Below are 24,079 nucleotides of genomic sequence, written 5' to 3' on the forward strand. Positions count from 1 at the left end.
ATCGATACCACATATGAATACATTCCGGCCTTAATTTAATAGCATTGAGGGGGAGTTAGTACGGTTGAAAGATTTAAGTGTTCAACCACTTAAAATTTAATTGTCCACATAAGTCAAAAGTAAGTATATCAAAAAAGGCCCTGACCGGGCCTTCTTGCTATTTTTTATCTGAGTAGTTCTTGAATTTATAAACCACACCGAGGTTGAGCGCCTGGCTGATTTGGACTTCGTCTACCTGGTCGTAGTCGTAGATCATTATACCTCCCAGGCCTACATCTATAAATTTGTTGACTTTGGCGGTTATGGAGACATCCAGTCTATGGTCAACTTTTCTGAATTCGAGTTCTTCGTAGTTGGCAAAGAGTATGTATTTCCATTTCAGGTTCAGGTTGTTGGCTATGTCCTTGTTAAAATCGGCCACCATCTGGAAGGCCAGCCATTCGAACCGGGTTTTATCGCCTACAGGCACGCCGTATCGTGCGGGTTCACCTTCCACCTCTCCGTTAACGGCTACATCTTCGTCAGAAACAATTGTCACTCGTGGAGAGAACGGACCAAAACGCACTTTAAAGTAGCTTACCGGATGATACTCCACACCCCAGGAGGAGGTGATAAATGCCGGTGACATAAAGTTGGAGATAAGTTTATCGTAAACCTCACCGGTATCAGGGTCTTCTACATCATACTCATAACCTTTGTCAAACTGTGATAAAAAGGACAATGAAGTGAAGAAGTCCCATTTGGAGGAAAGCTTTCGGCCGTATTTGGTATCGAGGTAAATCCTGTCAACCGACTTTCGGCTACTCTGTCCTTCGTTTTTGATGATACCATAGGCCATGTCTATTTCATTGTCCCATGAATGGATATCTTTTTGATAGTTGGCCTTATAGTTGAAGAAGGTATTTAACCCGATGGAGTTGACTCCACCACCTTGCCAGTTGTCGGAAAACGAAGCCTGATTGAAGCTCAGCCCGGTTCTCAGGTCTTTTTTCCAGTAGGTGGTATCTGTTTTTGTAGTATCTGTCTGGCTGAATCCTGTTAAGGAAATAAAAAGCAGTATTGCACCAGCACATGCGCGTGCCGGCAAAGATTTGTATTTCATTTATTCAATCTTAAGAGGTTAAAATCAGATTATGATTAAAACGAAGATATTTACAGATTGTTTATTTTAACCTCCTCAAGAGCTGTCTCAGTAAGTGGCTTGGTGATGAATTTAATAACGTGGTTGTTATTAACGATCTTATCAATATCCCTTTTATTATCAGAGCTGGAAAGGATAATCACCTTGCACTTGTCCTTTATTAAGTCGTTGAATTTCTCAAACTCATACAAAAAGACAAAACCATCTACTATCGGCATGTTGATATCCAAAAATATAAGATTTGGGAGGTTCTCAACATTGTCCTGATTTTCTCTTAAATAATCCAGAGCACTCTTGCCCGAATTTTTCACCTCAACCCTATTAGCAAATTTTGTGATTTCGATAATTCTTTTACTGATAAAATTATCAGTGTCATTATCATCAACAAGCATTACTAAATCGATCGCTTTAGAGTCAGTCAACTTTCTAAAATTTAGTTTAATAATCTACTATTTCTAAAAGTACAAATTTGAATGAAAATTCCAGACCAAAACATAAAAATATTGTTCTTTCCGGTCTGATTTTGCAAACATAACAATTAAATACTTTTTTTCTTATGATAAAAGTCAGAGGATTAAAACCTCTTCATAATGTCACTTGTCAGCATCCAATTCATCAAGAAACCGGCACAACCCTATAACTTAGTTGACCTGCTTTTTCTTGATTTTTATCTTCTCTCCCGGACTGATCGAAAAATCCTTCATATCATTCCAGCTCATTAATTCTTCTATAGTTACGTTGTAAGAGCGGGCTATTTTATAAATAGTATCGCCCTGATTGACGGTATGGTAGCTATAAACCTCCTGAACCACCTGTGCTTCATCATTCCCCTTGCTTTCCTGGTTGGTAGTCTCGGGCTTTAATGTTTCCATAACCAGTAGTTTCTGGTTTACACTGAGCTTATCTGAAATTTTCAGTTTGTTCCAATCCAGAAGTTCCTTCACCGTCACGTCATACAACTTGGAAATAGAGTAAAGCGTCTGGCCGGGGGCAACCACATGCACCTTATGTACATTTTGTTCTGTGAGGTCTTCCTCCTGCTCTTCTTCTACTTTCTCCTCTATATTTTCTGCCTCCACTGCGTACTCAGGCTCATCTTCTGCCAGGCTTTCGTCTTCCGGCTCTGCCTCTTCTACTGCCTGGCCAGAAGCATAAGTGACTGAATCCTGCTCAACCTCAGCCATCTCCGGGGCCTGAGTGTCATCAGGGGTTGTCTCAGTGGTTTCGGGCGTTTTAACCTCGGGTTTTGCTTTTGACATTTCTGCCTTTGCCTCTTCTTTTTTGGTGGATGCATTGGCATAGATGACCTCCGTTTTTTCAGGGATTTCTTCCACAGGAGGTTTCTCCACTTCTTTGTATTCGATATCAATACGGGCCGGCCTGATGTACCTCAGCCAGAGTACTCTTCCGGCTTGTAGCTCTTTCTCCTCTCTGATCCGGTTTTTGATCATCAGCTTCTTTAATCTCAGGCCAAATTTCTGGGAGATCGACCACAGGGTTTCGCCCGGTTGGGCCACATAATAATGCGCCTGGGCCTTGGCTCTTTTCTTCTTGTAATAATAAACCTGGCCGTCTATGATAGGGTCAGTGATCTGTATGTCGTTATATTTCAGGAATTTACTCAGGTCTACATCGCCTTTTTTGGCCAGATCGATAATTTTATCTCCTTGTGCCCCGATTACGCCGGGCAGGTCATTGATCTCAACAATGTGTCCTTTTCTGGCTTCTTTAAAGTCTTCTATGGCAGGGAAGTTATCTTTAAGGGGGAAGTGATATTCTATCTGTCTCCTTTCCTCCATTTTAGGTTCGGTGTCAAACGCTGCCAACTGGATATTGTCCAGCTTAGAGACAGGAAGCACTACAGTATATGCCTTATCATCAGGTATTTTGCCTTTTCTCAACCACTTGTTGTAGTCCTCGAGCTGGTCAAGGCTTATTCCTGTCTCTTCGGATATATCTTTTAATGTTTTGTTTTTCCCGTTATGGTATTCTATCAGTTTTGTTTCTCCCGGACCGGAAACGGCATCTTCGAAGGCAATCTTGTGGGCAAGGTACTTTTTTACATACCAGTATGTTTTTTTGTTGATCACCATGGATTTAGCTCCTTCATGGCCTTTGCCCAGTACTCTCATGGCTCCTCCCGCTCCCATTTGGTAGGCCTGTAAGGCATGGAGCCAATTGTCGAAGAACTCGTTGTTCTTCTTCATATATTTGGCTGCACCCCGTGATGCTGCTTCTATGTTCATGCGCTCATCCACATGCTTATCTACCCGAAGCCCCACTTCCATGGCAGTAAAATCCTTAAACTGCCAAAACCCCACGGCATCGGAAACTGATACGGCATCGGGGATCAGGGCACTTTCCTGTAGAACCAGGTATTTGAAATCATCGTGAAGGCCTTCTTCCCTGAAAACACGTTCAATAATGGGGAAGTATGTTTTGGCACGTTCTACTTTAATATTGAAGTACTTGGGGCTTTTGGTCAGCGCATCCACATCCTTCTGGATCTCCTGACGCGCATCATCCATTATCCGAAGCTTAATTCCTGCAAACTCCATTCTTGAGGGTACGCGCGGGCCTTGGGCAAAAGTCCCCGCAGGAATTAAAATAATCAGGGCAAGCAGTATTCTTACTGACATTGATATTTAAAGTTTTCTCATTACCATCAATCCATCTCTTACAGGAAAAAGAACGTTTTCCACACGTTCGTCATTATGCATCCTTGAATTAAAATCAAGCATGACCTGGGTGTCTTTATCTGTTTTTCCCTCATTCACCACTTTACCGCTCCAGAGTACATTATCGGCTACAATAAAACCTCCGGCGTTCACTTTGTCAATAACCAAATCAAAATAATTGGAATAATTAACCTTGTCGGCATCAATAAAAACGAGGTCAAACATAACATTCAGGCCGGGGATGATATCGAGGGCATTGCCAATACGGTAATCGATCTTATCTTCCACGCCCGCTTCTTTGAAGTAGCTTCTTACCATAGTTTCAAGCTCTTCATTGATATCGAGGGTGTACAATTTCCCGCCATCCCGGAGTCCTTCAGCCATACAAATCGCTGAATAACCGGTATAGGTGCCTATCTCCAGGATATTTTCCGGCTTGATCATGTGGCTGAAAGTAGACAATATGCGCCCTTGCAGGTGCCCCGACAACATTCTGGGCTTCATCACCTTGGCATGGGTTTCCCTGTTCAGTTTTTGAAGAAGTTCTGTTTCAGGTGTGGTATGCTCTTCAACGTAACGCTGTAACTCTTCGCTTAAAAAATCCATATTTTAATCAGGTAAAAAAATTAACTGGCTCATCTGATTTTCATCAAACATTTCATTGGCCAGATCTTGTAGTTCTTTTGCTGTTGTGTTTTTTATTTTATTGAAGATCTCGTCGAGAGATTCTATCTTATTTCTATCCAATATACTCTTTCCCATCATAAGCATCAAGCTTATGTTATTTTCTTCGGCCATCGCTAACTGGCCCATGAGCTGCTCCTTGGCTGTATGTAGCTGTTTTATACCTAATGGCTTCTCTTTCAGCTTTTGAAGCTCTTTTTTAACCAAACGAACACTTCTGTTGAGTTGTTTAGGTTCGGTACCGAAAAATATCCCAAACAGGCCGGTATCGGTATATGCCTGATAGCTGGCATCTATGGAGTAAACAAAGCCGTGCTTCTCTCTAAGCGCCAGGTTGAGCCGGGAGTTCATACCGGGGCCTCCCAATATATTGACCAACATGAAAAATGGCAATCGCTTTACCGAACTATCCGCATAGGCATCTCCGCGGCCTATAGCACACTGCGCCTGGGTAAGGTTACGTGTCACTTTTTTAATCGCCGGCTTATACCCGGTAAAGGGTGTGCGCTCCCTGCCTGCTGCAAAGGCGGGCAGATCTTTTAAGTACTTCTCCGCCAGCTTAACTACCTTCTTAAAAGGCAGGTTTGCCACCGAACAAAACACCAATCGCTCGGTATTAATATTGGCTTTTATAAATCTGGTGAAGTCATCACGGTGAAATGACCTTACACTATCTGCCGTACCCAGGATATTCATGCCCAGCGGATGCCCCTGAAAAACGAGGTTATCGAAATCATCCTGAATGGCATCCTCGGGGCTGTCATAGTACATGGCCATCTCTTCCAGTATCACATTTCGTTCCTTTTCAATTTGCTTCTCAGGAAAAACGGAATCAAAAGTAATGTCGGAAAGTATTTCCACTGCCTTCTCAAAATAATTATCAAGAACGGAGGCGTAGAAGGCGATTTTTTCTTTGGTGGTATAGGCATTAATTTCCCCACCTACCGAATCTATGCGATTCAAAATATGAAAAGCCTTCCTTTTGCGAGTGCCTTTGAAGGCCATGTGCTCCCAAAAGTGGGCTATACCCTGATTTTCTTCTGTTTCATCCCGGCTGCCTATGTCCAGCATAAAGCCGCAATGTGCAATTTTGGTATTGCCAACCTGTTTATGTAAAACCCTGATCCCATTTGGCAGGGTGTGCATCTCGTAATCAACCATTATGTAAGTCCGTCAAGCGGCAAATTTACAAGAAAAAATCCGTTTAGGAACATTAATAGAGGGGCCAGAATCTGAATGGCTGATTATTAGTCAGGGTTTGCCAACTGCTTTTGCCGATTGCTATTAATAGATGTCTGTCGAACACAGTTTCGCAAGTTCAGCATCTCACTGGAAATCCGGCCTGCCCCAAAGTTACGGATCATCCCATCAGCGAACATCAACGACCGCCAACGGGCAATATGAATGAGATAAACCTTCATTTAAGGCCAGAAAAGGAACTTTTCACTGGCATAGTGATTGTATTAGAAGTAGATGCTACTTAAAATTTTATAAGAAAATGGAAACAGTAGAAACAACTTTTATCCTAAACTACACCCAGGAGCAGTATAACAAGGCTCGCGAATATGTGGAAGACATGAAGAAGCACCCCAAGCGGGTCTACTGGATTGGCAAAGAAGGCAAAGCCGATGAGGAACTGATCATTTCACATATTGCGCATAAGATCCTCTCCGGCTTTTATAATAATTATGACCCTTCATTTGCAAAACGTCAAATACTGGACATGAAGAGTATGAAAACCCGTTAGATACGATCCAGCACTTTTTTGATCAGGTCATCTACGATTTCTGTTGAGTTTTTGGCAAACTTGTTCTGGATCCTGTTGGCAATGATTGCATTTACGCTCAGCACTTCATGCTCAAGCATACGACCGAGGGAGTAATATCCGGCGGTTTCCATTTCAAAATTTGTCAGCCAGAAATCATCATAATGAAAATAATTCAGGGTTTCCATCAGCTTTGGATACTGTAGATCAAGCCGTATCTTCCGGCCTTGCGGGGCATAGAAGCCGGGGCATGTTACGGTATTGCCTACAATCATGTCCTTACCTATTTGCTCCTTTAAAGTCTGCGACCCCTGGGCAACGTATGGGGTAAAAGGTAGCCCGATCTGCTCCTGCAGCCTCTCTCCGATCTCTTTTTCCTTGCCCTCCTGAGGAAAATTATAAAAGCACATAAGTGTATCGAGGCCTACGGCATAATCTGACACGAGGTGAGAGCCCAGAGGTATATCCTCCTGTAAGGCCCCGGATGTGCCCACCCTTATTATTTTCAGCTTCCTTTTTCGGCTTTTAATTTCACGCTTACGCAGATCAATATTGGCAAGGGCATCTAACTCGGTAAAAAATATCTCGATGTTATCTGTGCCCATACCTGTACTTATCACCGTGACTTTTTTCCCTTTATAGGTACCTCTGTGAGTAATGAACTCTCTTCTGTTCATTTCAAACTCGATGTCATCAAAGTACTTGCTCACCATATAGACCCTGCTGGGATCGCCAACAGTAATTATGGTATCTGTGATCTGGTTTGGTTTTAGATTAAGATGATAAACACTCTTGTCCTTATTAAGGATGAGTTCGGATTCCGGAATTTTTCCCATTTATACAAGCATTAAAGCTTCAAAAGATAGCTATTTAGCTGTGATAAAGAAATTTTTTATTATTAAATAACCGTTATCAACGATGTTTGACATCATCAGGCATTGACTGGCATGGCGGGATTACCGAATACGGTCTCTCCGGCCTTCACATCTTTGATCACCACCGAGCCGGCACCAATTCTCGCTCCTTTGCCTATTTTAACACCTCCTACAATGGTAACCCCTGAGCCAATAAAGACCTCATCGCCTACCACTGCTCCTGAGTTGACTACACTTCCTGCTCCTACCTGCACAAAATCACCGATCTCTGCGCTGTAGTCTACTACGGCATTGGTATGCAGGATGCAGTGGTTGGATACTTTGGCATTGTCGGCAACTTTAGCGCCCATGTTGATGAAATTACCATGACCTATATGAGCAGTCTCTGCTATGACGGCAGCCCGGTGAATGGCATTGACCGGCATCACTTTTCTGCGCTCATTGAGCATTTTTACAATGCCTTTCCTGTACTTGTTTTCATCAACCGCCACAAAAGCTTCGCACTTTTTGCCAATAAGCTTCAAATAACCGTCATCGTCGGTTTTGCCAAGTACACTGATCTCATCCAGCTCGGTGCCGTGGAGTGAGGCATCATCATCGAGAAAACAGTAAATTACAATGTCGTTACTTTCAAATATATCTCTTGCAGCGCGTCCCAGGTTGTTTGCGCCAAATATGATCACCGGATTCTTCATAGTATTTCTTTAAGATTTGAACAGCAAAGTTATGTGCTTAACCTTATTTAACCAATCTATTCAATTTTTCTATCAGCGGATTATTTAAGGTCACTATCAATATCAGGACAGGCAGAAAGCCTGTTTTATACCTTATGAGTGTCCCGAAATTGGGGGTTGACAAAGCCAGGAAAATGCAGAGTATCATGCTGTAGGCAATAGCACCAACTAACAACAGCCTGTTTTCATCGGCCAGCTTACGTGGAATTTTAAAAAATGCGCTGATGGTGAGCAGAAATATAAACAGGTTCTCTACCCCTGCAATTACCTTTAACAAATCGGTTCGTTCTCCAAGAAAAGGGCGAAAAAGACCGGAAAGCAAGGCTTTGGGCGAATGCACTAAAATACTGGGCCAGTTGGGTTCAAGTGAATAATAATAGATAATGTCATTGACACCTGCTTTTCCAATAAATGCATGATAATTATCATAAATAACGGAAGGGAGGCGGTGCAGGTAAAAATTCGGGTGTAAAGAAGTGGCAACTAAAAGACATAGTACGCAAAGCAGCCCAAATATGGATAACTGGTACGCCGGAGAGCGGCCAACTACGGCAAACTTCTTTTTAACGTAGAGAGTGAGGCTTATGGCGGTGATAAAAAGTATCAGCAGACCTGCATAGTAATACTTGGTGTTCCATAAAATAAACAGCATCAACAGGTCTATCAGTATGTGCGCGTTAAAGTTTTTATACCTGAAAATGTAGCCCAGGAATGAATGTATTATAAATGCCATGGCCCCAACAGCCAGGGCCTCTTTGATGATACCTGCACTCCAGAATAGAACAGACGGAAAGAACAGCACGGATAAGGCAATTGCCAGTCGCCTGTTTTCATAAACCCTCGTAAGGCGATCAGCCAGCAGCCACAGGCCTGTAAAACTGAAAAAGGAAAAAAACATAGAGGAAAGCCAGTAATTATCTGCCGTAATCAGGTTAACTACACTCAGGACTTTAACCATGAACAAAGCTCGGGGCTGGCCATGATACTGCATGGAACCCAGAACATCACCCTGGGAGAACAACAGGAATTTAAAGTAATCCGCCGCATTGTTGTCAAAAAGCGTGGTAAGTTTAACAGCTTCCTGATGGTACACCCAGGTATCGCCGCCTGAGTAGTAGCTTGTATATAAAAGCCCCAGCATGATGCCGGCCATCAGCTTAAGCAGGAGCGCGGGAACAAAAACCTTTTTTAAGGGAGAGCCTTCATATTTCCGCATCAGGAGCCAGGCCAGCAGGAATAAAACGGCAACATCAAATATGTAGATGAGCCAATTCACCGTTGCCGGATTAAAGAAGCTCCTACGTTACAGGACAAGCACCTTCTTTTGGCGCAATATTCGTTATAAAGCTGGATCAACGCCTGTGAATCAAAGGCGGTAGCTACATGGATATCCAGAGCAGACCAATGATTGATGATGCGGTTTTTCTCTGCTTTTACCTCCTGCAACAAGGAGACTGCCCGGTCAACAAAAACCTGATCATCATTATAACGGCCATAGGTCGCCAGCAGGGGTGCTACCGTGTTGATGGCAATATTTTCAACACTGCTGCTACCGAGGGAAGGCACCTTTTTATCAGAATGTACTCCAAACTGATAGTGGTGCTGCCAATATTCTGATGCCTGCACCCTGAATTGTTTTTGAAGGTCTTTGGCTGAACCTATCTCCAGTAAATTCTGAAAAAGGGAAGGCATTTCGCTCAATAGCTTTGAAAATTGGGCCAGGCGCACTGTGGGGAAATTAGCCGGGCGCAGCCTCAGTAGTTTCCACTGCATGGCCTGTAGCCGGTCAGTAAGGTTATACTTGTGTTTCAGAAAATTATATTCCTTTAACAGCGCCTGCTCATATTCATCCTCAGACTCCTGATTCAATAACCCCGCCTGACCAAAGACCATGGCTTCAACCTGGAAAGGATTATCTGCATGCTTTTTAATGATTTTGTAAGGAAGTGAGCTTGCCAGGACCTCAAAGGGTTCACTGTTGATCTTAAAGCCAAAGTTTTTGGCCAGAAGCTGGTAGGCGGTTTCCTCCCAATCGTTGCGGTTACTTACGTAAAGAGCCTTAACTATTCCGGCTTTCACGGACAGCCGCTCCATCAAAGCTTTATCCAGTGTGGACAGCCAGGTGACATCAGAGATTTGTTTCAACTGCTTTTCGCACCGCACTTCCGATGGGTTGTTGATGAGTTTTTTGTAATCAAAGATCACTCTTTCATCGATAAGCCCCTGAAGTTCTATCACGGGCAATATGGAGCCATCTGCTCTTTTGACTTCCTGATTGCTTTGCCAGACCACATGCAAAACCACATTGTTGTAGGCCGGGTCAGTGTGGTGTTTATGGTAAGTCCAGTCTGCCGAATTGACGTGCAGCTCTACATGGCCTCTCCATTCGATATCATCAATTTGAATGATGGCTTCTTTAAAATCCGGCCCTGCATCGGTATTGTGCATGCCGGGGTGAATTACATTGACTTTTGCCCCGTCGGCAGTTAAAAGGGCTGTTTTATTAAAATACTGGTACTGCCAAACGAAGTGTAAAAATGACTCCTGCATGCGGTTACATATATTTATCCATGTAAACGGCCATGTCCTGTCGGATCTTTGAGGCTTCACGGTTGGCTACTTCGGCAAAATCCTCACCGGTTGAAGCGTATATGATACCTCTGGACGAGTTGACCAGCAAACCACATTCCTTGTTCAGCCCATACTTTGATACATCTTCAAGGCTCCCCCCCTGTGCGCCGACACCAGGCACAAGAAAGAAATTATCAGGAGCAAGTTCTCTTATTTTTTCTATTTTATCGGCTCTTGTAGCGCCTACAACAAACATCAGTTGATCAGGGTTTGCCCATTCCCTGCTCTTCAAAATCACCTTTTCATAAAAAGCCTGCCCGGATTCCCTGTCGGTAAGCAGTTGAAAATCATTGCTGCCGGCATTTGATGTATGAGCCAGGAGTATCACCCACTTACCTTCAAATTCAAGAAAGGGTGTAACGGAATCTTCGCCCATGTACGGAGCCACCGTGATAGAGTCGAAGTCCATGGTCTCGAAAAAAGCTTTGGCATACAGCTTAGATGTATTCCCAATATCCCCACGCTTGGCATCGGCTATGGTGAATATGTCCTGCGGGATGTATTCCAACGTTTTGGCAAGGCTCTCCCACCCTTTTGGGCCCAGGGCTTCGTAAAAGGCTATGTTGGGTTTATAGGCTACTGCATATTCTTTGGTGGCATCTATAATCTGCTTATTGAACTCAAAGACAGGGTCCTCCAGTTTAAGCAGGTGTGCAGGTATTTTAGAGAGGTCTGTATCCAATCCTACGCAGAGGTAGGAGTTTTTCTTTTGTATTTGCTGAAATAGCTGGGCTTTGTTCATGGAACAAAAATAAAAATATGTTCATGAACATGCCTATTTTTAGTATTGAGATTTTAGTAGTGAGTATTGAGACATACGCTTTTGCAGGCTTTCTTCCTCCTTTCTCAATATTTCTCGCTAAGCTCAAGAGATTATAAATTTAGGATTTAGACACATCACTTCACCTTTGTCCTACTTTTACTCAAGACTGTAAAGTAGTATTGAGATTTTAGTATTGAGTATTGAGACATACACTTTTGCAGGCTTTCTTCCTCCTACTCAGAACTTATCTACTCAATACTCATGACTAAGAACTCAAGACTAAACTTCTATTTTTTTTAGAAGTTTAATGTACCATTCGTCAGGTTGTTTCATTTTGCTGAGCATGATACTGGCGTGGCGTACTGCTTCATCATAGTTTCCTGCGAGGTAGTAGGCTTCGGTGATCACTCTTCCCCATTTCATCAGTATACCCTCATCGGCAGATATAGCAGGATAAGTGTATAGTAAAGTTTTGTATGCTTCAATCGTCCCGTTATAATCACCTTTTTTAAACAAAGCAAAGGCATACCTGGAATAGAGGTCCTGGTTAAATAAAGCTGGATTGCTGGTTTGGATCTTTTCATACAGGCGTATTACGCGATCGTAGTCTTCGGCTTCAAAGGCTGCATAAAATGCCTTTTTGTAATGTAGCTCCGGTGCATATCCTGCCTCGGCGGCCTTTTCAAATGCCGTGGAAGCCTCCTTCTGGCGGCCTAGCTGTTGGTATACATTGGCATTATGCACAAATTCGGTGGCATCTTTTGGCTGCTCTATTAATGTAGACTCGCTCAGTTTTTCAATATCCACAGCCTGTTCCTGTCCTCTGCCATGGCCCTGATGAATCAGCATTTGCAGATACAGCCGGTGTGGGTTTTTGAGCGGGACGCGTGCATGTACATTTATAAGGTATTCATAAGCGTGGTCATAATCTCCCAGGTAATAGGCCATATCTCCCAAAAGCAGCATGATATGCCAGTAATCTGCACTTTCGTTGGAGTAATAGGGCAAAAGTTGCATGATATCCTTAATGGCCTCATTAAACTTATGGTTTGCCCTTAGCAGCAGTATTCTGTAATATAAAGCGCTGGCTCTGTAGTCATGTTTTCCGGCAAGGATGCATTGTGACAACAGGTGGTATGCTTTCTGAAAATTGCCCAGGTGATAGTTAGCCACTCCTGCATGGTACAGGGTCTGGGGTATGGGCATTTCCCTTTTATGATACTCTTCAAGCACTGCCTGCGTACTTTGCCAGTCCCCGGACTGAAAATAAAAGTCTGCCATAGTGCTCAGAAAGAATTTCTCCTGGAGGCCATTGCGGCGAGCCTTTTTCATCAGCTCAATAGCTTTTTCAAATTCGCCGGTGACAAAATATGCTTTGGCTGCCTCTTGCAACACAACAGGATCGTCGGCTTTTAAAGCCAAAGCCTTCTCCAGGGTTTGAATAGCCTCTGCCTGTTTTTCAGTTTGGAGTAAGGCCTTTGCTAACAGGATACACACCTTTAGCTGCTGGTATATGGTGATGCCAGTATCAGATTGCCATGCAGTCAGCAGCTCCTGTAAGCTTTGTATTTTATGGTTTTGGGGCTGGTCGCGCTCCACCCAATCACTCAACAGTGTAATGGTTTTGGAGTACTGCCTTGACAGGTTATAATATTCGGCCCGGATCAGCACACCATCAACTGGCAGGTCCGCATCCTCTGGGAGTGCATTCCATAACTTCGATGCCTCTTCCCACTGTCCCATGCGGGCATAAGCGGTTGCTGCATAAATCTGGTGTTTTGGTTCTGTGGCCTGAGTTATTCCTTTATACTTTTCCAGTAGCTCTAGGTAAAGTTTGCTGTCTGCCATATCATGAACCATGGACAGTACTTTATCCGGATTAGCCTCATTAAAACCCGAAAGATCCGCACCGCAATGACTTATGAGCCACTGCTGTTGACTTTGGTATAACCAGGCCAGGGCCAGATGATGCCCTGCATAACATTTCAGCACCTGCCGGAAGCAAAGTATGGCGTTTTCAAAGTCTTTTTGGTGTAAATAATATTTCCCCAGATCGAGGATCAACCGGTGGTTTTCCGGATATAGCGGGATGATTTTCTCAAAGTCTTCCGGTTGACAATCTATCAGCCGGGTCAGTTGCAGGTAATCGTCAGCGGTTGCCAGGCCCAGGTCTTCCAGCTCTGTCAAATGCTGTTTTAGTATGCTATAGATCTCCTTTGTTTTTTGCCTGCCATGGTACAGCATCCACAAACGGATATAGGTTGCCTGTTCTTTTGCTTCTAGGGGCTCGCTGTCCTGTTCTGCCTGCTTAAGTATGTCTTTTGCTTCAACCAATGCGGCGCGCATATCTTCTGCTAACCGGCTTTTGTATGCATTTTTAGCCTGATCTATACAGGTGTTGAATGATGATGTCATAATTTGCTATTGTTCTGACCAGTTAAGTTGAAAAAACGGGGAGTCTGTTTGGTACATTGAATTGCTTATGGAATAATAGGCGGCTATCAATGGATTAGAAATTAACACGCTGCTATGATCATGTATTTCATAGCCTTTTACGTACTGATCTCCTGCCAGAACATTCTGATGGTAATGATCCCAGCTATGAAATTTTTGGCGCACCTCCCCGGCTATGTCGTACAACCTCAGCCTGATCTCGTTTTCTTCCAGGTACCCATAGGCTCCATAAAGCCTCATGAGCATCACGTATTGTGCTATTTCATGCCCGCGTATACCTGTTTCTTTAAGCTCGTGCCTGTAAAGCCATGCTATTTTGCATCGCTTCACTTCCAGTGGTGTTTCCAGAGTATCCAGATGGGCTTCAAATTCGGCTTCCGATAGCAAATCGAGATGGTGAACTGCCTCCATAAACATCCGGTTATGCATCTGGTCGTGCCGGTAATGGTACAGGCGGTCTTTGGCTTCTTTAGCATTGAAAATACCGATGCTGTACAGGTATGACTTAAGAAAGGCCTTCACATTCTCATCCTTACCATCAAACCCAAATAAAGACCGGTGATTGCAGTTGCCCAGGCTTTGCAGGGTAAGTGCTGACAAACTAAGCCCCCAGTACATCTCATCGCTTAAATGTTCCTGTTCCATTATGATATTGTTTGTTGACTTTTTAATTGTTCGGTTAAACTCTTGAGCAATTCCTGATGAGGTGTCGAATAAGCTCCTGACGATGCCATGGCTTCCAGTGAATGAATGTACTGCATAGCAAACATGGAACCTTCCAGCATCTGAGGCATCATGAGTGCCGTCATTTGTCCGTACCCGGGAAATGGCCCGTTGGGTGCGCATAAGGGGTCAAGTATTATTTCCAGCAGTTTCTGATAAAGGGCTATGGCTGCACTCATATCTTCGGCAAGGAATGCTTTGATCTCTGCCTGTTTCATCATCAGTATGGAGAGCATCATCGGGTTGTCTGTCCTGTCTTTTTTATAGTAAGGCAAATGGTTGATAAGTGTTTCTACCTGATCTTTATTTGCCTGAAAGGTGCCCATGAAGGTGCTCAACTGCACCATATCCATATGTATTTCTTCAGGATCATAGTCTATATCATCAGGTAATTGAACCTTTTCTTCATGGCTTGAATACTCCGGCTCCACTTCTGCTTCCTCCACCACAAGTCCATTATCTTCTATCCAGCGTTCAAGTTTTGTACTGATATGTAGCGAAATCTGTCTGCTGTTGATCTTCTCCCTGATCTGTCCTATCAGTTCTGCGGGCACTTTCTCAGGGCTCACCTGCTCTATCACGGCATAAAAGTGCTTTTCAAGCTCTCCCAGGGTACGTCTCTGGTCAGCTTCTCCTATGTGGATTTCCCGGGTTATATAACCCAGCATGAACAGGCCCATTTCTATAAAAAGCTCCTCATGCTGCTCAAATGCCCCGGCGATCTCGCGGGTTTTCTCCTGTAAAACATAGATAACCCATTTGGCATCTATGCGGCTACCAAAGAAGTAGTCTTCATAGTAAGCATACAAGGCTCGTAAACCGTTCTCGGGGTCGCGTTCAATACATTCGCTGATATTTTCTTTTACAAAGTCATAGATCTTTTCGCTGATGCTGTAGTGCAAACCTCCAAGCTTCCATACCATATTCAAAAACCCAAGCCTGTTGGTGAAGCCATTGCGTTGGGCTATAATCACCTCTATGAGGTAGCTCAGCCAGTAATCGTTGTACATTTTGGCTTCGTGCTGGTTAAGTGCAAGCGCTGAAAGTGCCGTAACCAGCTCCGCCAATTCTTCTTCGTTTTCACTTCGGTCAATCAGCTCATCTTTGGCATGATAGAGCGCCTGGAGTACAAACCGGTTGGCAGCCGACTTCAAACCGTAGTGGAAGTTAGCTTTTGCATAGGCCACCACTTCTCCGAATCCATTAAATATATGTTCAAAAATGTAGTCGCTGGTAAGCTGAAAGGCTTCTCCTTCCCTGAGCACTGTTGCCAAAGGATTGTTGCAGCCCAATGGCACCAGTACACTAAACTGGTCATCAAAAAAAGTTTTCTTCTTTTCGTCCCTGTTGGCTGGTGCACTTTCGCTAAGCCACAGGGGTATCATCCCTGCAGGTATTTTTTTGGCGTCGGCAGAAAAGGTGAAGAAGTGCCGGGCGTACTTTTCAAAGGCGGGACTGTAATAATTAATGCCCTCATTGCCTGTAAGCCATTCATAAAAGCGTTTCAGGCAGCCCTCTGGCTGATGATAGTGGAGGTCGCCGGGTCGGTGGTAATACAAGGCAACATCGGCCATGTCCCATTTTTTAAGGGCAAGGGCTTCTATTAAAGGATATTCACCATCCTCAGTCCGGATGTGCAATATGCCCTGGGTTCCCTGGATCAGCAATCCTTCTTTGAGTGCATCAATAGTCTGAAGCGCCCAGTCAGGGTTGGCCGACAACTGCCCGGCCAAAGCCGCCGGATTATAATCAATCCAATTTTTTACCAGGTCGGCAGGGCCATGCGCCAGTCTACTGCCCACGGATGCCAGCCGGTTGTAGGTTTGGATAAAACTCTCCCAACTTCCTTCGAAGAAATCCTCAATAAATGTATCTCCTATCTCGAATTTGCGGGGCTCTGGCGACCCTGAAATATAATAGTGGCTGCGGCAGCAAAATCCATATCGGATAGCAGCATCTGCATACCACTCTGCCAGCAGGTAATTGCGAATATCCAAGGCCTGGGTAATGACGAAAATCGCGGTATGATATGAGACCTCATTGGTAGCCTCCAAAAGCAGATGCAGGACATCGAGTAAAATGTTGCGGGTGCGATCATCTTTGACTGAAGTATAGGAATAATGGTCTTTAACAAATTTAAGTGCATTATCTAGGGCTTGCCGGGTGGGATAATGCCCTGCTCTTAATGGCTCCAGCCAGCTCTCAATATGTTCGAAACCTTCCTGATATGCTTCATATGCTTTTGAAGCGGTAAAGTAATACTGGTACGACTGGCTATAATCCAGGCCATAATGGGATGGCACCGACAGTAATACACCCACTGCATCTCTGCGATCGTAAGTTTCGCTATTAGAAACAATGGCGTCAAGCTGTTCCTGTGTAAGTATTCCATAGCTGACGGCAAAGCCAAGGATGCGCAAATAGAGTGGTGTGCCCTCTGCATCTTCCTCCACGGCATCTTTGAAGTCGCGGGCATCAACGATCATATTCAAGGCATAACCAGCCAGCACCTCCAGCCCCTCGGGACTTACAGGCGGCTGTGGCTTCTGCTCCTCCAAAGCTGCTCTTTCACGCGCCTCCTCTTCTTGCCTGGACTGGTAATCGGATACCGCACCTTCATTAAAAAGCTGCGATCTTCTTTCCCGCTGCTTCTCTTCCAGTCTGAATCTTCGCTGGTGCCAATGCTCCAGGGCTTTATCATACTCGCTATTCAGGTTCTTTATCCAGCTTTCAATAGCCAAAAACTGCCTGTGGCTCAGGCTATCTCCTGCTACGGCATCTGCTATTATGCCTGAGTCTTTCTGCAACAACCAGTGAAGTGCCTCAGCTCCCGCGGGGCTGTCCTGCCTGCCTACTCTAGCTATTACACTTTCACTTTCAAATAAAAAACCTGCCGAAAGACGGAGGTCATGATCTGTATTATCAAGTGCTTCCCGCGCCAGAATTTCGTAGCGCTGATAGGCCTGGTAGTCGGTTTGGTCTAACTGTTTTAATGCATGCACCAATGCCACTGCAGCATAAGGTTGCAGGTAAGGTATGTCCAGTAAAGGCTCCAGTACTGAGATAAGGGTTTCGAAAAAGCTTTTGCCGCTCTTTAGGGAACTGCTTTTTCTGAAAGGAGTCCAGTCGAAGGTATTTTTAAATGCATGAAGATGTCCCAGTAGCAAGGCCCATTCTTCCCGGTGAAATGATTTTTCATTGACAATATGCTCAAAGATCTGTTGCGAAATATACTGATGGCTCTCTGTCAATTGCTGAGGTCGCCATCTGTAATAAGCGGCTCCCGCCAATTGAAGGTTAACCTTTGACGTCAGTTCGCCGCGCCGGTGTAGAAATTCCAGGTCGCTTTCTATCCGCTGAGTGGCATACTTTTCCCTGTCCGCAAGGGTTTCATCATCAAAGGGAATCTTATTGAGTAGCTCGTCCTCGATCAGGGAGTATTTCTGCTGCCCCTGGATAACTACCATTTTTTCTAGGCGCTGCATATCTTCCACAGCCCTTTGTACTACGGCCAAATGCCGGTTGTACTTGCTTTGGTATTGCTCAAGCTTGGTTGCGGGGAGTTCTCTTAGCTTCTCCCCCAGCTCCATCTGGTTTACGCCGATACTTTTTAGTATTCGGGCCGCCCCAAAATACTTTTCCGGCTGAACCTCACTTCCGCAGTGCTTACAAAACTTGCCCTTGGGTGTCAGCTTTACACACCAGGTGCAGCGCACCTCTTCCCTGACCATGCCTCCGCAGGTTGTACAGGAGTCTCCTGCCTTCCAGTCGTTGGGCTGCCTGGCATCGCACTTTTCACAATAGACTACAATAGACATTTATCTCGATCTCCTCACTTTTGCCCAAATGTTTTCCTTTTCCTGTGCGGTCATATTTTTGACCATATTTACAATGGCATTTTTAGACTCGCCTTCACGCTTGAGGTAAAGGGCTATTTCAAAATCTGATGAGCCGACAAACTCAGCGCCGCATTCACGACAAAACTTGCCCGGCCCTGAGCTCAGGCACCAGTGGCAGTTGAGCACGGGCTCTGCCTGATTACCACATGACAGGCACAGATCACCGGTTTTGTAGTCCTTAGGCTGGCGGGTGCCGCAGTGCACACACTTCACCACATCCGAGCCTTCAACAATGATCTGCTGCTGTGATTGTTGCTCTTCCGGCTTTGCCTCTTGCTGAGCCTGCTTTTTGGAACCTACAGCCCACTCCATCACTTTTTGGCTTACTTCTTCATCAAGGCCGGTAATATCCATGAAGGTTTGTGGGTCTCCAATAAATTCAAAATCGGCTTTGCTTGATATTCCAGCGTCTTCCAACAATGCGATGTGATCGTCATTAAGTCCTTTGGATTTCAAAATATTCACCAAAAGTTTGGGGATCTTTTTATCTTCTTCCATGCGTCTGTTCTTGTTAAAATTCCTAAAACAAAGGTATCTGACTGGGGATGAAGGCTTTTCACCACTGTTGATGAATATTGAAAATCACGGAATACAGTGAGTGAAGCTTTAATAATGGATGTCAATTTTGTTTATCGACACATTACAAATGAATTATGGATTTTAACACACTATTGAAATTGAAAGCTCAGGCACCGGATGCTATTCTTAAAACATTGAACAGCGCGGTGGAACGGGAAAAAGGATCAGACAGACCCAAATTGCCTTTATTAAGGGTTGCTCATGCAGGAGGGGGTTATGCGTCAGGCTATCTGATTGATTTTGATGAAAGGGAACAAATGCTGCTGCTGGCGCACATTGCTGAGGGGAAACCTGAACTCATGTATATTCGAAGCAGTACTTTGCAAGCGGTAGAAATATTGCAGGCCACTGACTGGCTGCACGAACTTTCTGATGGGATCATTCCATTTGATCCGGCACCGGGAGACGTGATTACGGGCATTAAATTAAAGGCATTGTTGAGGGAGAAAGGTGCTGAAATTTCTTCCTGCGCAGGGGAGAATATTACGTTAAAGCTAAACCTACCGGAAGATGCCTTACCGGCAGACCGCTATTATGCCACTTGTTTGATGGATGATGTGGTTACGGTGCTCACCTCAATTTGTAAGGATAAGTTTGGGAAGGAGGCTCTGGCAGAGGCTGTAACGACGGTTAGTATAATACCGGGTCATGAAAATAAAACGAGCTTATCAGGAAGTAATCTTGAGCTGTATTTTAATATTGAAAGGGGGCTAAAAAGGAAGTTTAACGCTAAGGAGTTGCAGGAAAGTATTGAAAAGCTTCTTTAGATATCTGTTGCTTGACAGATGCGTGACCACCTCCTAGGTCTGTCCCCCGACCATAGCCGTTAACTTAAGGCAAACCCGACCCTGTAAGGGTCAAATTTGAATAGCCCCGGGTGAAGCCCGGTGGCTATATCATCGCGTTACATGTGCCATAGGAAAGCCCGACCATATAGCACAGGCCTATTTGGCACACATCCCCGGAACTGATAAAAAGCTAAGGCAAACACGGATACGTCAACAAAACCTTCACCTCCCGAAAGCCCCATTGTTTGTGTTTTCACCACCAACCATATGTTTTATGGATTGAATAACATTGGAGCGGCCGTTTTTATATTTCTTTGCTTAGGGGCTAAATGTGCTGAAATTTGTTTTTGCTATGTGTGCCAAAGCGGTCAGCATTTCATGGCGGGGGTTTCCTATGGCACATTTACCACTGATTAGATTTCCCGGGGTTGCACCCCGGGCTAATCACATTCAGCACCTACGGCGCTGCTTTTCGCCCTTAAGTTAACGGCTATGGTCCCCCGACAGACCCATCTGCTGTCTGTTTTCCGACTGCGGTTAGCGTGCATGTCAGGGGGCGGGCACGGGGTGGTAGCACACAACTTCTGCTTTAAGGTAATTACCCTCAGCCGGTGGCTACAGAACAGTGAAACTTTACCAAACTTTCAAAATTTAGTAAAGCCGCAGTTTAGTTCTGTAAGCTGACATGCCTTCCTATGGTCTACGCTAATGGCTTAGTTTGTTGATATTAATCTCCCGTGATCTGCTTCCTGACTGCTTAGAGTGCCTGTCAGGGGACCGGGGGTAGTGGTTCGGAATTGGGGTAGAGGGCCTGTCGGGGGACAGGCAATGGTGGGGTACTGGTACGGGTAGCAAATAAAAAGCCTGGTTTTAGAGGCCAGGCTTTCAATGTTTTCTCTTCTTACAAGTTGCTTTCGAGATAACCTTTCATGTCGGTGTCGGTGAAAAAGCCACTGTGATGGCCGCCGTAGCATGCGTTGATCAGGAATGTGCCGTTGGCCAGGCTCAGGCTTTTTAGTTCTCCTGCATTGGCTTCTTCAATGTTGTTCACTTCTATCCTGTTAATGCTCTCTTGTACTGCTTCTTTTCCGTCTTGGTCAGAGCACACCTTTTTAAAAGCGTCTACTGTACGTTGCAGACAAACACTTGGAATAAACTTAATTGAATTCAGATCGAACGTTTCCCAGTTGATCTCAATAGGCAGTTCTTTTCCTACTACTTCATTAAGTTCTTTCTGATAGTCACCAAAATATTGTTCTTTGATGGCGTTAATTGCTTTTTTCTCTTGAAGTCCCATATTTTATAATTTTTAAAAACCTGATACAAATTTATGAAGTGCCATGCGCCCTCTTTTACCCGGTGTCCATGAAATCGTAAAGTCATGGTTTTCCGTGAGGTTGGAAAATACAACTAATTGGAGGTGGTTGGAGTAGCTAAATCCGGTTTTTGCATGTGCTGAACGGTGAGTGGTGATTTGCTTAGGTAGGTTCTTCCTGCGTCAGAATGGCTTGTGGCAGTGGATGTGCCGGGTGAGGGCTTAATCATCCAGATAGCCGTTTTCAATGGCAAATTTTACGGCTCCTACTGTAGTTTTGCTGCCTGTTTTCAGGAGGATGTTTTTTCTGTGGGTTTCTACGGTATTTACGGAGATGAAGAAACGCTCCGAGATCTCTTTGGAAGTAAGTTCTTCACTGAGGAGCTTGAGGACTTCTTTTTCCCTTTGCGACAACTCAACATGCTGGTGTTTTTTTCGTTCAAAAACGCTTTCCATGTACGTTTTTTTAACCACTTCCGAGTAATACTGTTCTCCTTTCAAAACTTCCTGCACGGCCTTTTTCAATTCTTTTTTATCGGCCATTTTGAGTACAAAACCATCAGCATTGCGTTGAATGACTTTCTGAACTGTTCTTGCATCGTCTAGCATACTCAGGATCATGAATTTAACTTCTGGCATTTGTTTTTTTGCTTCTGCCAATAGGGTCAAACCATCCATTTTGGGCATGTTAATGTCGCTGATGATCAGGTCAATTGGGAATTGCTTCATCAAGCGGATAACCTGCTGCCCCTCTGTAGCCAGATGAATGTCGCCTATCTCAGGTATTTCACTAATGATTGTATGCAAACCTTCCAAAAACATGATGTGGTCATCGGCGAGAATGATGTTATGTTGCTTCTTCATCTGAAATTATATTACTGTGGTTAATCAAAGGTATATCAATATTTACTAAAGTGCCCTTTTCGGAGCTTTCTATAGACATGGTTCCATCAAGTGCTTCCAGGCGCTCACGGATATTGCGCAGGCCTATGCCTGAGGCTTTTTTCCCTTGATGCATGCCCCGCCCGTTGTCATTTACTACAATGTTGATATACGCTTTATGCAGGGTAAGCTGCACTTCGGCTTCACTGGCCTCGGCATGCTGCACGATATTGTTCACCAGCTCCTGCAATATCCTGTATATGTCTGCCAGTAAAATATCGGGAAGCCTGTCGATATCTTTTTCCGGAAAAAAGAAGGTATTGATCCTGAGCTTTCCATCATTGTGTTTTTGGGCAAAAAAGTCTTTCAGGAAGCTTGAGAAGCCGGTTTGGGAAAATGGCAGCGGGTGCAACTGATGGGAAAGGTTACGGATGTCTTTGCAGGCATTCTGAATACCGATCATGATCCTGCCCGCATTGTGATCCATACCTTTATGCTCCAGATAATGCTCCAACATCATTTTCAGGCTGGCCAGGTCACTGCCTATACCGTCATGTATCTCCCGCGCTATGCGTGACCTCTCCTGCTCCTGCCCCTCCTGGTAGCGCTCTATTACCGTAAGCTTGTAGTCCTTGATGAGCTGATTGATGGCTTGCCGCGAGTTCTCTTCCTGCTGCTCGGCCAGCCGGCGCTGGGCTTTCATTTTCTGAACATAAAAATACCGTAAAATAATGAGGGTGATCAGAACCAGGAGGAAGCCTGCAATAAATACATTCTTAACCAGTCGCTGGCGTTTTTCCTGCAATTCTGACTTTTGCAGCTCTGCTTCTTTCAATGACTTCTCCCGTTCCAGCAGTTCGATGCGCGTTTCCTTTAAAGCGGTTTCATATTCCTTCTCAAGCTCTTCCTGATATTTTTCCTTCTTAAGTGAATTGACACTCTCTTCGTAGGCTACATATTGCTCATAGTAAAAAAGAGCCTTTTGATAACCCCCTTTCATCCGGTAAAGTTGAGACAGGTTTTGGTAGACCTCTCCTATAAAATATGGCGGATTGGCGGTATCAATAAGTTTTAGCGCCTTATCAAAATATTGTATGGCGACACTCAGGTTACCTAATTTCATATTTGACAGGCCGAGGTCGTTATAAACAATAGCCATATCCGAGTGCAGGCTGAGCTTCTCCAGCAGTTGCAAAGTTTTTTTCAATTGCACAACAGCCTCTTCATAGCGCTCCTCCTCTATCAGCATCTGTGAGAGGTTAATATTTACATGTGCCACTTTAGAATAGTGTTCTATCCGTTCGAAATATGCTAATACTTTCAGGTATTGCTCTCGCGCCTGTTCATAGTCTCCCTGCTCTTTATGAATATTCGCATAATTGAACATGGCATCTATTAAGCCTGATTCATCATTGATTGCCTTATAAATCTCTTTGGCGCGATCCAGGTTCTCCATGGCCTGTTCGTACTTCTGCTGCTGAAAGTAAATTAGTGCAATATTCTGGTATGTATTCCCCTCATGCCGTTTATCTCCCAGCTTTTTTGCCAGTTGCAAGCCCGACATAAAATGTTCCGTAGCCTCTGATAGCATACCCATGTTTTTATAAGCCACGGCCAGCAGATTATAGCAGGCAGGCAAGCCTTCTTGCACATTATTACGGGCAAGGAGATCGATGGCCATGTTAATTTCTTCAATGGTAGTGCTGAATTCACCTTTTTTATAGGCCAGATTGCCTAATAAATAGTGGGCTTTGGCGGCATATATGTCGTAGCTATTCTCCACACTGATCTGTAGTATCTCATCTGCAATCAGCTTAGCCTGCACGGGTGAAGCATGTACCACATTGATGTACTCATCAAAAAGCGAGTCAAGTTTTACTTCCTGTGTGCTTTTTTCCTGGCAAAGACCAGAATTGCAAAAGCTTAGGGCCAGAAAAAGCGATATAGTAATCCTTAAAGTTGCAATCATCTTTCCAGTATGAGGTCAGGCTAGATATTTATAAACCAAAAGCTTGCAATTTATGCCATCTGCTGCACTTATCCATCACCTAATTCCGTGATTTACAAACTCAGGAAGTGTTAAGGGAGGGGTTTTCATTTCTTCCTGCATTACGGCCATCAATTCAAAATGTAAATCCGTCAATCGAAACGGTGCATCTGTAAATGTA

The 24,079-nt window shown here is 44.3% G+C and carries 19 protein-coding genes; 2 read left to right on the plus strand and 17 right to left on the minus strand.

Annotated features, from left to right (window positions below):
• Positions 1 to 157: 157 nt before the first annotated feature.
• From E1163_RS21745 to E1163_RS21765, 5 genes are all read right to left on the minus strand, one after another.
• On the minus strand, positions 158 to 1,102 hold the full coding sequence (locus tag E1163_RS21745; RefSeq protein WP_155174578.1) for a DUF3078 domain-containing protein: 945 nt from the start codon (positions 1,100 to 1,102) through the stop codon (positions 158 to 160).
• Positions 1,103 to 1,152: 50 nt separating this feature from the next.
• Positions 1,153 to 1,533: a response regulator gene (locus E1163_RS21750; RefSeq protein ID WP_009581197.1), complete on the minus strand. Its 381-nt coding sequence runs from the start codon at positions 1,531 to 1,533 to the stop codon at positions 1,153 to 1,155.
• A 249-nt stretch (positions 1,534 to 1,782) separates the two neighbouring features.
• Positions 1,783 to 3,780 carry a LysM peptidoglycan-binding domain-containing protein gene (locus E1163_RS21755; protein WP_155174579.1) on the minus strand — a complete coding sequence of 666 codons (1,998 nt, stop codon included), beginning with the start codon at positions 3,778 to 3,780 and terminating at the stop codon, positions 1,783 to 1,785.
• Between the two features lie 6 nt (positions 3,781 to 3,786).
• A complete protein-coding gene (locus E1163_RS21760) occupies positions 3,787 to 4,425 on the minus strand; it encodes an O-methyltransferase (RefSeq protein WP_155174580.1) in 639 nt (212 codons plus the stop codon).
• A 3-nt stretch (positions 4,426 to 4,428) separates the two neighbouring features.
• Positions 4,429 to 5,664, minus strand: coding sequence for a M16 family metallopeptidase (locus E1163_RS21765; RefSeq protein WP_155174581.1), 1,236 nt, complete (start codon positions 5,662 to 5,664; stop codon positions 4,429 to 4,431).
• A gap of 337 nt (positions 5,665 to 6,001) precedes the next feature.
• On the opposite strand from E1163_RS21765, the gene E1163_RS21770 reads away from it, so the two are divergent.
• Positions 6,002 to 6,250 carry a hypothetical protein gene (locus E1163_RS21770; protein ID WP_155174582.1) on the plus strand — a complete coding sequence of 83 codons (249 nt, stop codon included), beginning with the start codon at positions 6,002 to 6,004 and terminating at the stop codon, positions 6,248 to 6,250.
• On the opposite strand, the gene E1163_RS21775 is transcribed toward E1163_RS21770, so the two are convergent.
• From E1163_RS21775 to E1163_RS21810, 9 genes are all read right to left on the minus strand, one after another.
• A complete protein-coding gene (locus E1163_RS21775) occupies positions 6,247 to 7,104 on the minus strand; it encodes a nucleoside phosphorylase (RefSeq protein WP_155174583.1) in 858 nt (285 codons plus the stop codon). The two genes, E1163_RS21770 and E1163_RS21775, sit on opposite strands and share 4 nt — an antisense overlap.
• 95 nt (positions 7,105 to 7,199) lie before the next feature.
• On the minus strand, positions 7,200 to 7,838 hold the full coding sequence (locus tag E1163_RS21780) for an acetyltransferase (protein WP_155174584.1): 639 nt from the start codon (positions 7,836 to 7,838) through the stop codon (positions 7,200 to 7,202).
• A 43-nt stretch (positions 7,839 to 7,881) separates the two neighbouring features.
• Complete coding sequence (locus tag E1163_RS21785; protein ID WP_155174585.1) at positions 7,882 to 9,153, minus strand: hypothetical protein; 1,272 nt, start codon at positions 9,151 to 9,153, stop codon at positions 7,882 to 7,884.
• Positions 9,150 to 10,427 (minus strand): DUF2851 family protein, encoded by a 1,278-nt coding sequence (locus tag E1163_RS21790; protein WP_155174586.1) that lies wholly within the window; start codon positions 10,425 to 10,427, stop codon positions 9,150 to 9,152. The genes E1163_RS21785 and E1163_RS21790 overlap by 4 nt, the downstream gene beginning before the upstream one ends.
• A gap of 4 nt (positions 10,428 to 10,431) precedes the next feature.
• Positions 10,432 to 11,250 (minus strand): orotidine-5'-phosphate decarboxylase, encoded by an 819-nt coding sequence (pyrF, locus tag E1163_RS21795; protein ID WP_155174587.1) that lies wholly within the window; start codon positions 11,248 to 11,250, stop codon positions 10,432 to 10,434.
• Positions 11,251 to 11,550: 300 nt separating this feature from the next.
• On the minus strand, positions 11,551 to 13,686 hold the full coding sequence (locus tag E1163_RS21800; protein WP_155174588.1) for a tetratricopeptide repeat protein: 2,136 nt from the start codon (positions 13,684 to 13,686) through the stop codon (positions 11,551 to 11,553).
• A 6-nt stretch (positions 13,687 to 13,692) separates the two neighbouring features.
• Positions 13,693 to 14,370, minus strand: a complete 678-nt coding sequence (locus E1163_RS21805; RefSeq protein WP_185156170.1) for a DUF1266 domain-containing protein — start codon at positions 14,368 to 14,370, stop codon at positions 13,693 to 13,695.
• Positions 14,370 to 18,266 carry a zinc ribbon domain-containing protein gene (locus tag E1163_RS30670; RefSeq protein WP_185156171.1) on the minus strand — a complete coding sequence of 1,299 codons (3,897 nt, stop codon included), beginning with the start codon at positions 18,264 to 18,266 and terminating at the stop codon, positions 14,370 to 14,372. The genes E1163_RS21805 and E1163_RS30670 overlap by 1 nt, the downstream gene beginning before the upstream one ends.
• Entirely contained in the window at positions 18,267 to 18,845 is a 579-nt protein-coding gene (locus tag E1163_RS21810; protein WP_155174590.1) for a hypothetical protein, read from the minus strand.
• A 155-nt stretch (positions 18,846 to 19,000) separates the two neighbouring features.
• Between E1163_RS21810 and E1163_RS21815 the strand changes: the two genes are divergently transcribed.
• The gene (locus E1163_RS21815) at positions 19,001 to 19,693 is read left to right on the plus strand and encodes a hypothetical protein (protein ID WP_155174591.1); all 693 of its coding nucleotides are present in this window, start codon (positions 19,001 to 19,003) and stop codon (positions 19,691 to 19,693) included.
• A 922-nt stretch (positions 19,694 to 20,615) separates the two neighbouring features.
• Here the strand turns inward: E1163_RS21815 and E1163_RS21820 are convergent.
• The 3 genes from E1163_RS21820 to E1163_RS21830 all read right to left on the minus strand — a co-directional run bounded on the left by E1163_RS21820 (position 20,616) and on the right by E1163_RS21830 (position 23,880).
• Entirely contained in the window at positions 20,616 to 21,011 is a 396-nt protein-coding gene (locus E1163_RS21820; protein WP_155174592.1) for a hypothetical protein, read from the minus strand.
• 240 nt (positions 21,012 to 21,251) lie between these two features.
• The gene (locus E1163_RS21825) at positions 21,252 to 21,893 is read right to left on the minus strand and encodes a response regulator transcription factor (protein ID WP_155174593.1); all 642 of its coding nucleotides are present in this window, start codon (positions 21,891 to 21,893) and stop codon (positions 21,252 to 21,254) included.
• Positions 21,877 to 23,880 carry a tetratricopeptide repeat-containing sensor histidine kinase gene (locus tag E1163_RS21830; RefSeq protein WP_155174594.1) on the minus strand — a complete coding sequence of 668 codons (2,004 nt, stop codon included), beginning with the start codon at positions 23,878 to 23,880 and terminating at the stop codon, positions 21,877 to 21,879. Before E1163_RS21830 ends, E1163_RS21825 begins: the two co-directional genes overlap by 17 nt.
• Positions 23,881 to 24,079: the final 199 nt, after the last annotated feature.

This window comes from Fulvivirga kasyanovii (assembly GCF_009711405.1).
In the GTDB taxonomy this organism is placed as follows: Bacteria; Bacteroidota; Bacteroidia; order Cytophagales; family Cyclobacteriaceae; genus Fulvivirga; species Fulvivirga kasyanovii.

What these genes read in the sequence shown, in the direction of transcription:
- E1163_RS21790 (WP_155174586.1), bottom strand. Translation starts at nt 10,427, where the DNA reads ATGCAGGAGTCATTTTTACACTTCGTTTGGCAGTACCAGTATTTTAAT.
- E1163_RS21745 (WP_155174578.1), bottom strand. Translation starts at nt 1,102, where the DNA reads ATGAAATACAAATCTTTGCCGGCACGCGCATGTGCTGGTGCAATACTG.
- E1163_RS21755 (WP_155174579.1), bottom strand. Translation starts at nt 3,780, where the DNA reads ATGTCAGTAAGAATACTGCTTGCCCTGATTATTTTAATTCCTGCGGGG.
- pyrF (WP_155174587.1), bottom strand. Translation starts at nt 11,250, where the DNA reads ATGAACAAAGCCCAGCTATTTCAGCAAATACAAAAGAAAAACTCCTAC.
- E1163_RS21810 (WP_155174590.1), bottom strand. Translation starts at nt 18,845, where the DNA reads ATGGAAGAAGATAAAAAGATCCCCAAACTTTTGGTGAATATTTTGAAA.
- E1163_RS30670 (WP_185156171.1), bottom strand. Translation starts at nt 18,266, where the DNA reads ATGTCTATTGTAGTCTATTGTGAAAAGTGCGATGCCAGGCAGCCCAAC.
- E1163_RS21815 (WP_155174591.1), top strand. Translation starts at nt 19,001, where the DNA reads ATGGATTTTAACACACTATTGAAATTGAAAGCTCAGGCACCGGATGCT.
- E1163_RS21800 (WP_155174588.1), bottom strand. Translation starts at nt 13,686, where the DNA reads ATGACATCATCATTCAACACCTGTATAGATCAGGCTAAAAATGCATAC.
- E1163_RS21820 (WP_155174592.1), bottom strand. Translation starts at nt 21,011, where the DNA reads ATGGGACTTCAAGAGAAAAAAGCAATTAACGCCATCAAAGAACAATAT.
- E1163_RS21765 (WP_155174581.1), bottom strand. Translation starts at nt 5,664, where the DNA reads ATGGTTGATTACGAGATGCACACCCTGCCAAATGGGATCAGGGTTTTA.
- E1163_RS21805 (WP_185156170.1), bottom strand. Translation starts at nt 14,370, where the DNA reads ATGGAACAGGAACATTTAAGCGATGAGATGTACTGGGGGCTTAGTTTG.
- E1163_RS21760 (WP_155174580.1), bottom strand. Translation starts at nt 4,425, where the DNA reads ATGGATTTTTTAAGCGAAGAGTTACAGCGTTACGTTGAAGAGCATACC.
- E1163_RS21775 (WP_155174583.1), bottom strand. Translation starts at nt 7,104, where the DNA reads ATGGGAAAAATTCCGGAATCCGAACTCATCCTTAATAAGGACAAGAGT.
- E1163_RS21770 (WP_155174582.1), top strand. Translation starts at nt 6,002, where the DNA reads ATGGAAACAGTAGAAACAACTTTTATCCTAAACTACACCCAGGAGCAG.
- E1163_RS21825 (WP_155174593.1), bottom strand. Translation starts at nt 21,893, where the DNA reads ATGAAGAAGCAACATAACATCATTCTCGCCGATGACCACATCATGTTT.
- E1163_RS21830 (WP_155174594.1), bottom strand. Translation starts at nt 23,880, where the DNA reads ATGATTGCAACTTTAAGGATTACTATATCGCTTTTTCTGGCCCTAAGC.
- E1163_RS21750 (WP_009581197.1), bottom strand. Translation starts at nt 1,533, where the DNA reads ATGCTTGTTGATGATAATGACACTGATAATTTTATCAGTAAAAGAATT.
- E1163_RS21780 (WP_155174584.1), bottom strand. Translation starts at nt 7,838, where the DNA reads ATGAAGAATCCGGTGATCATATTTGGCGCAAACAACCTGGGACGCGCT.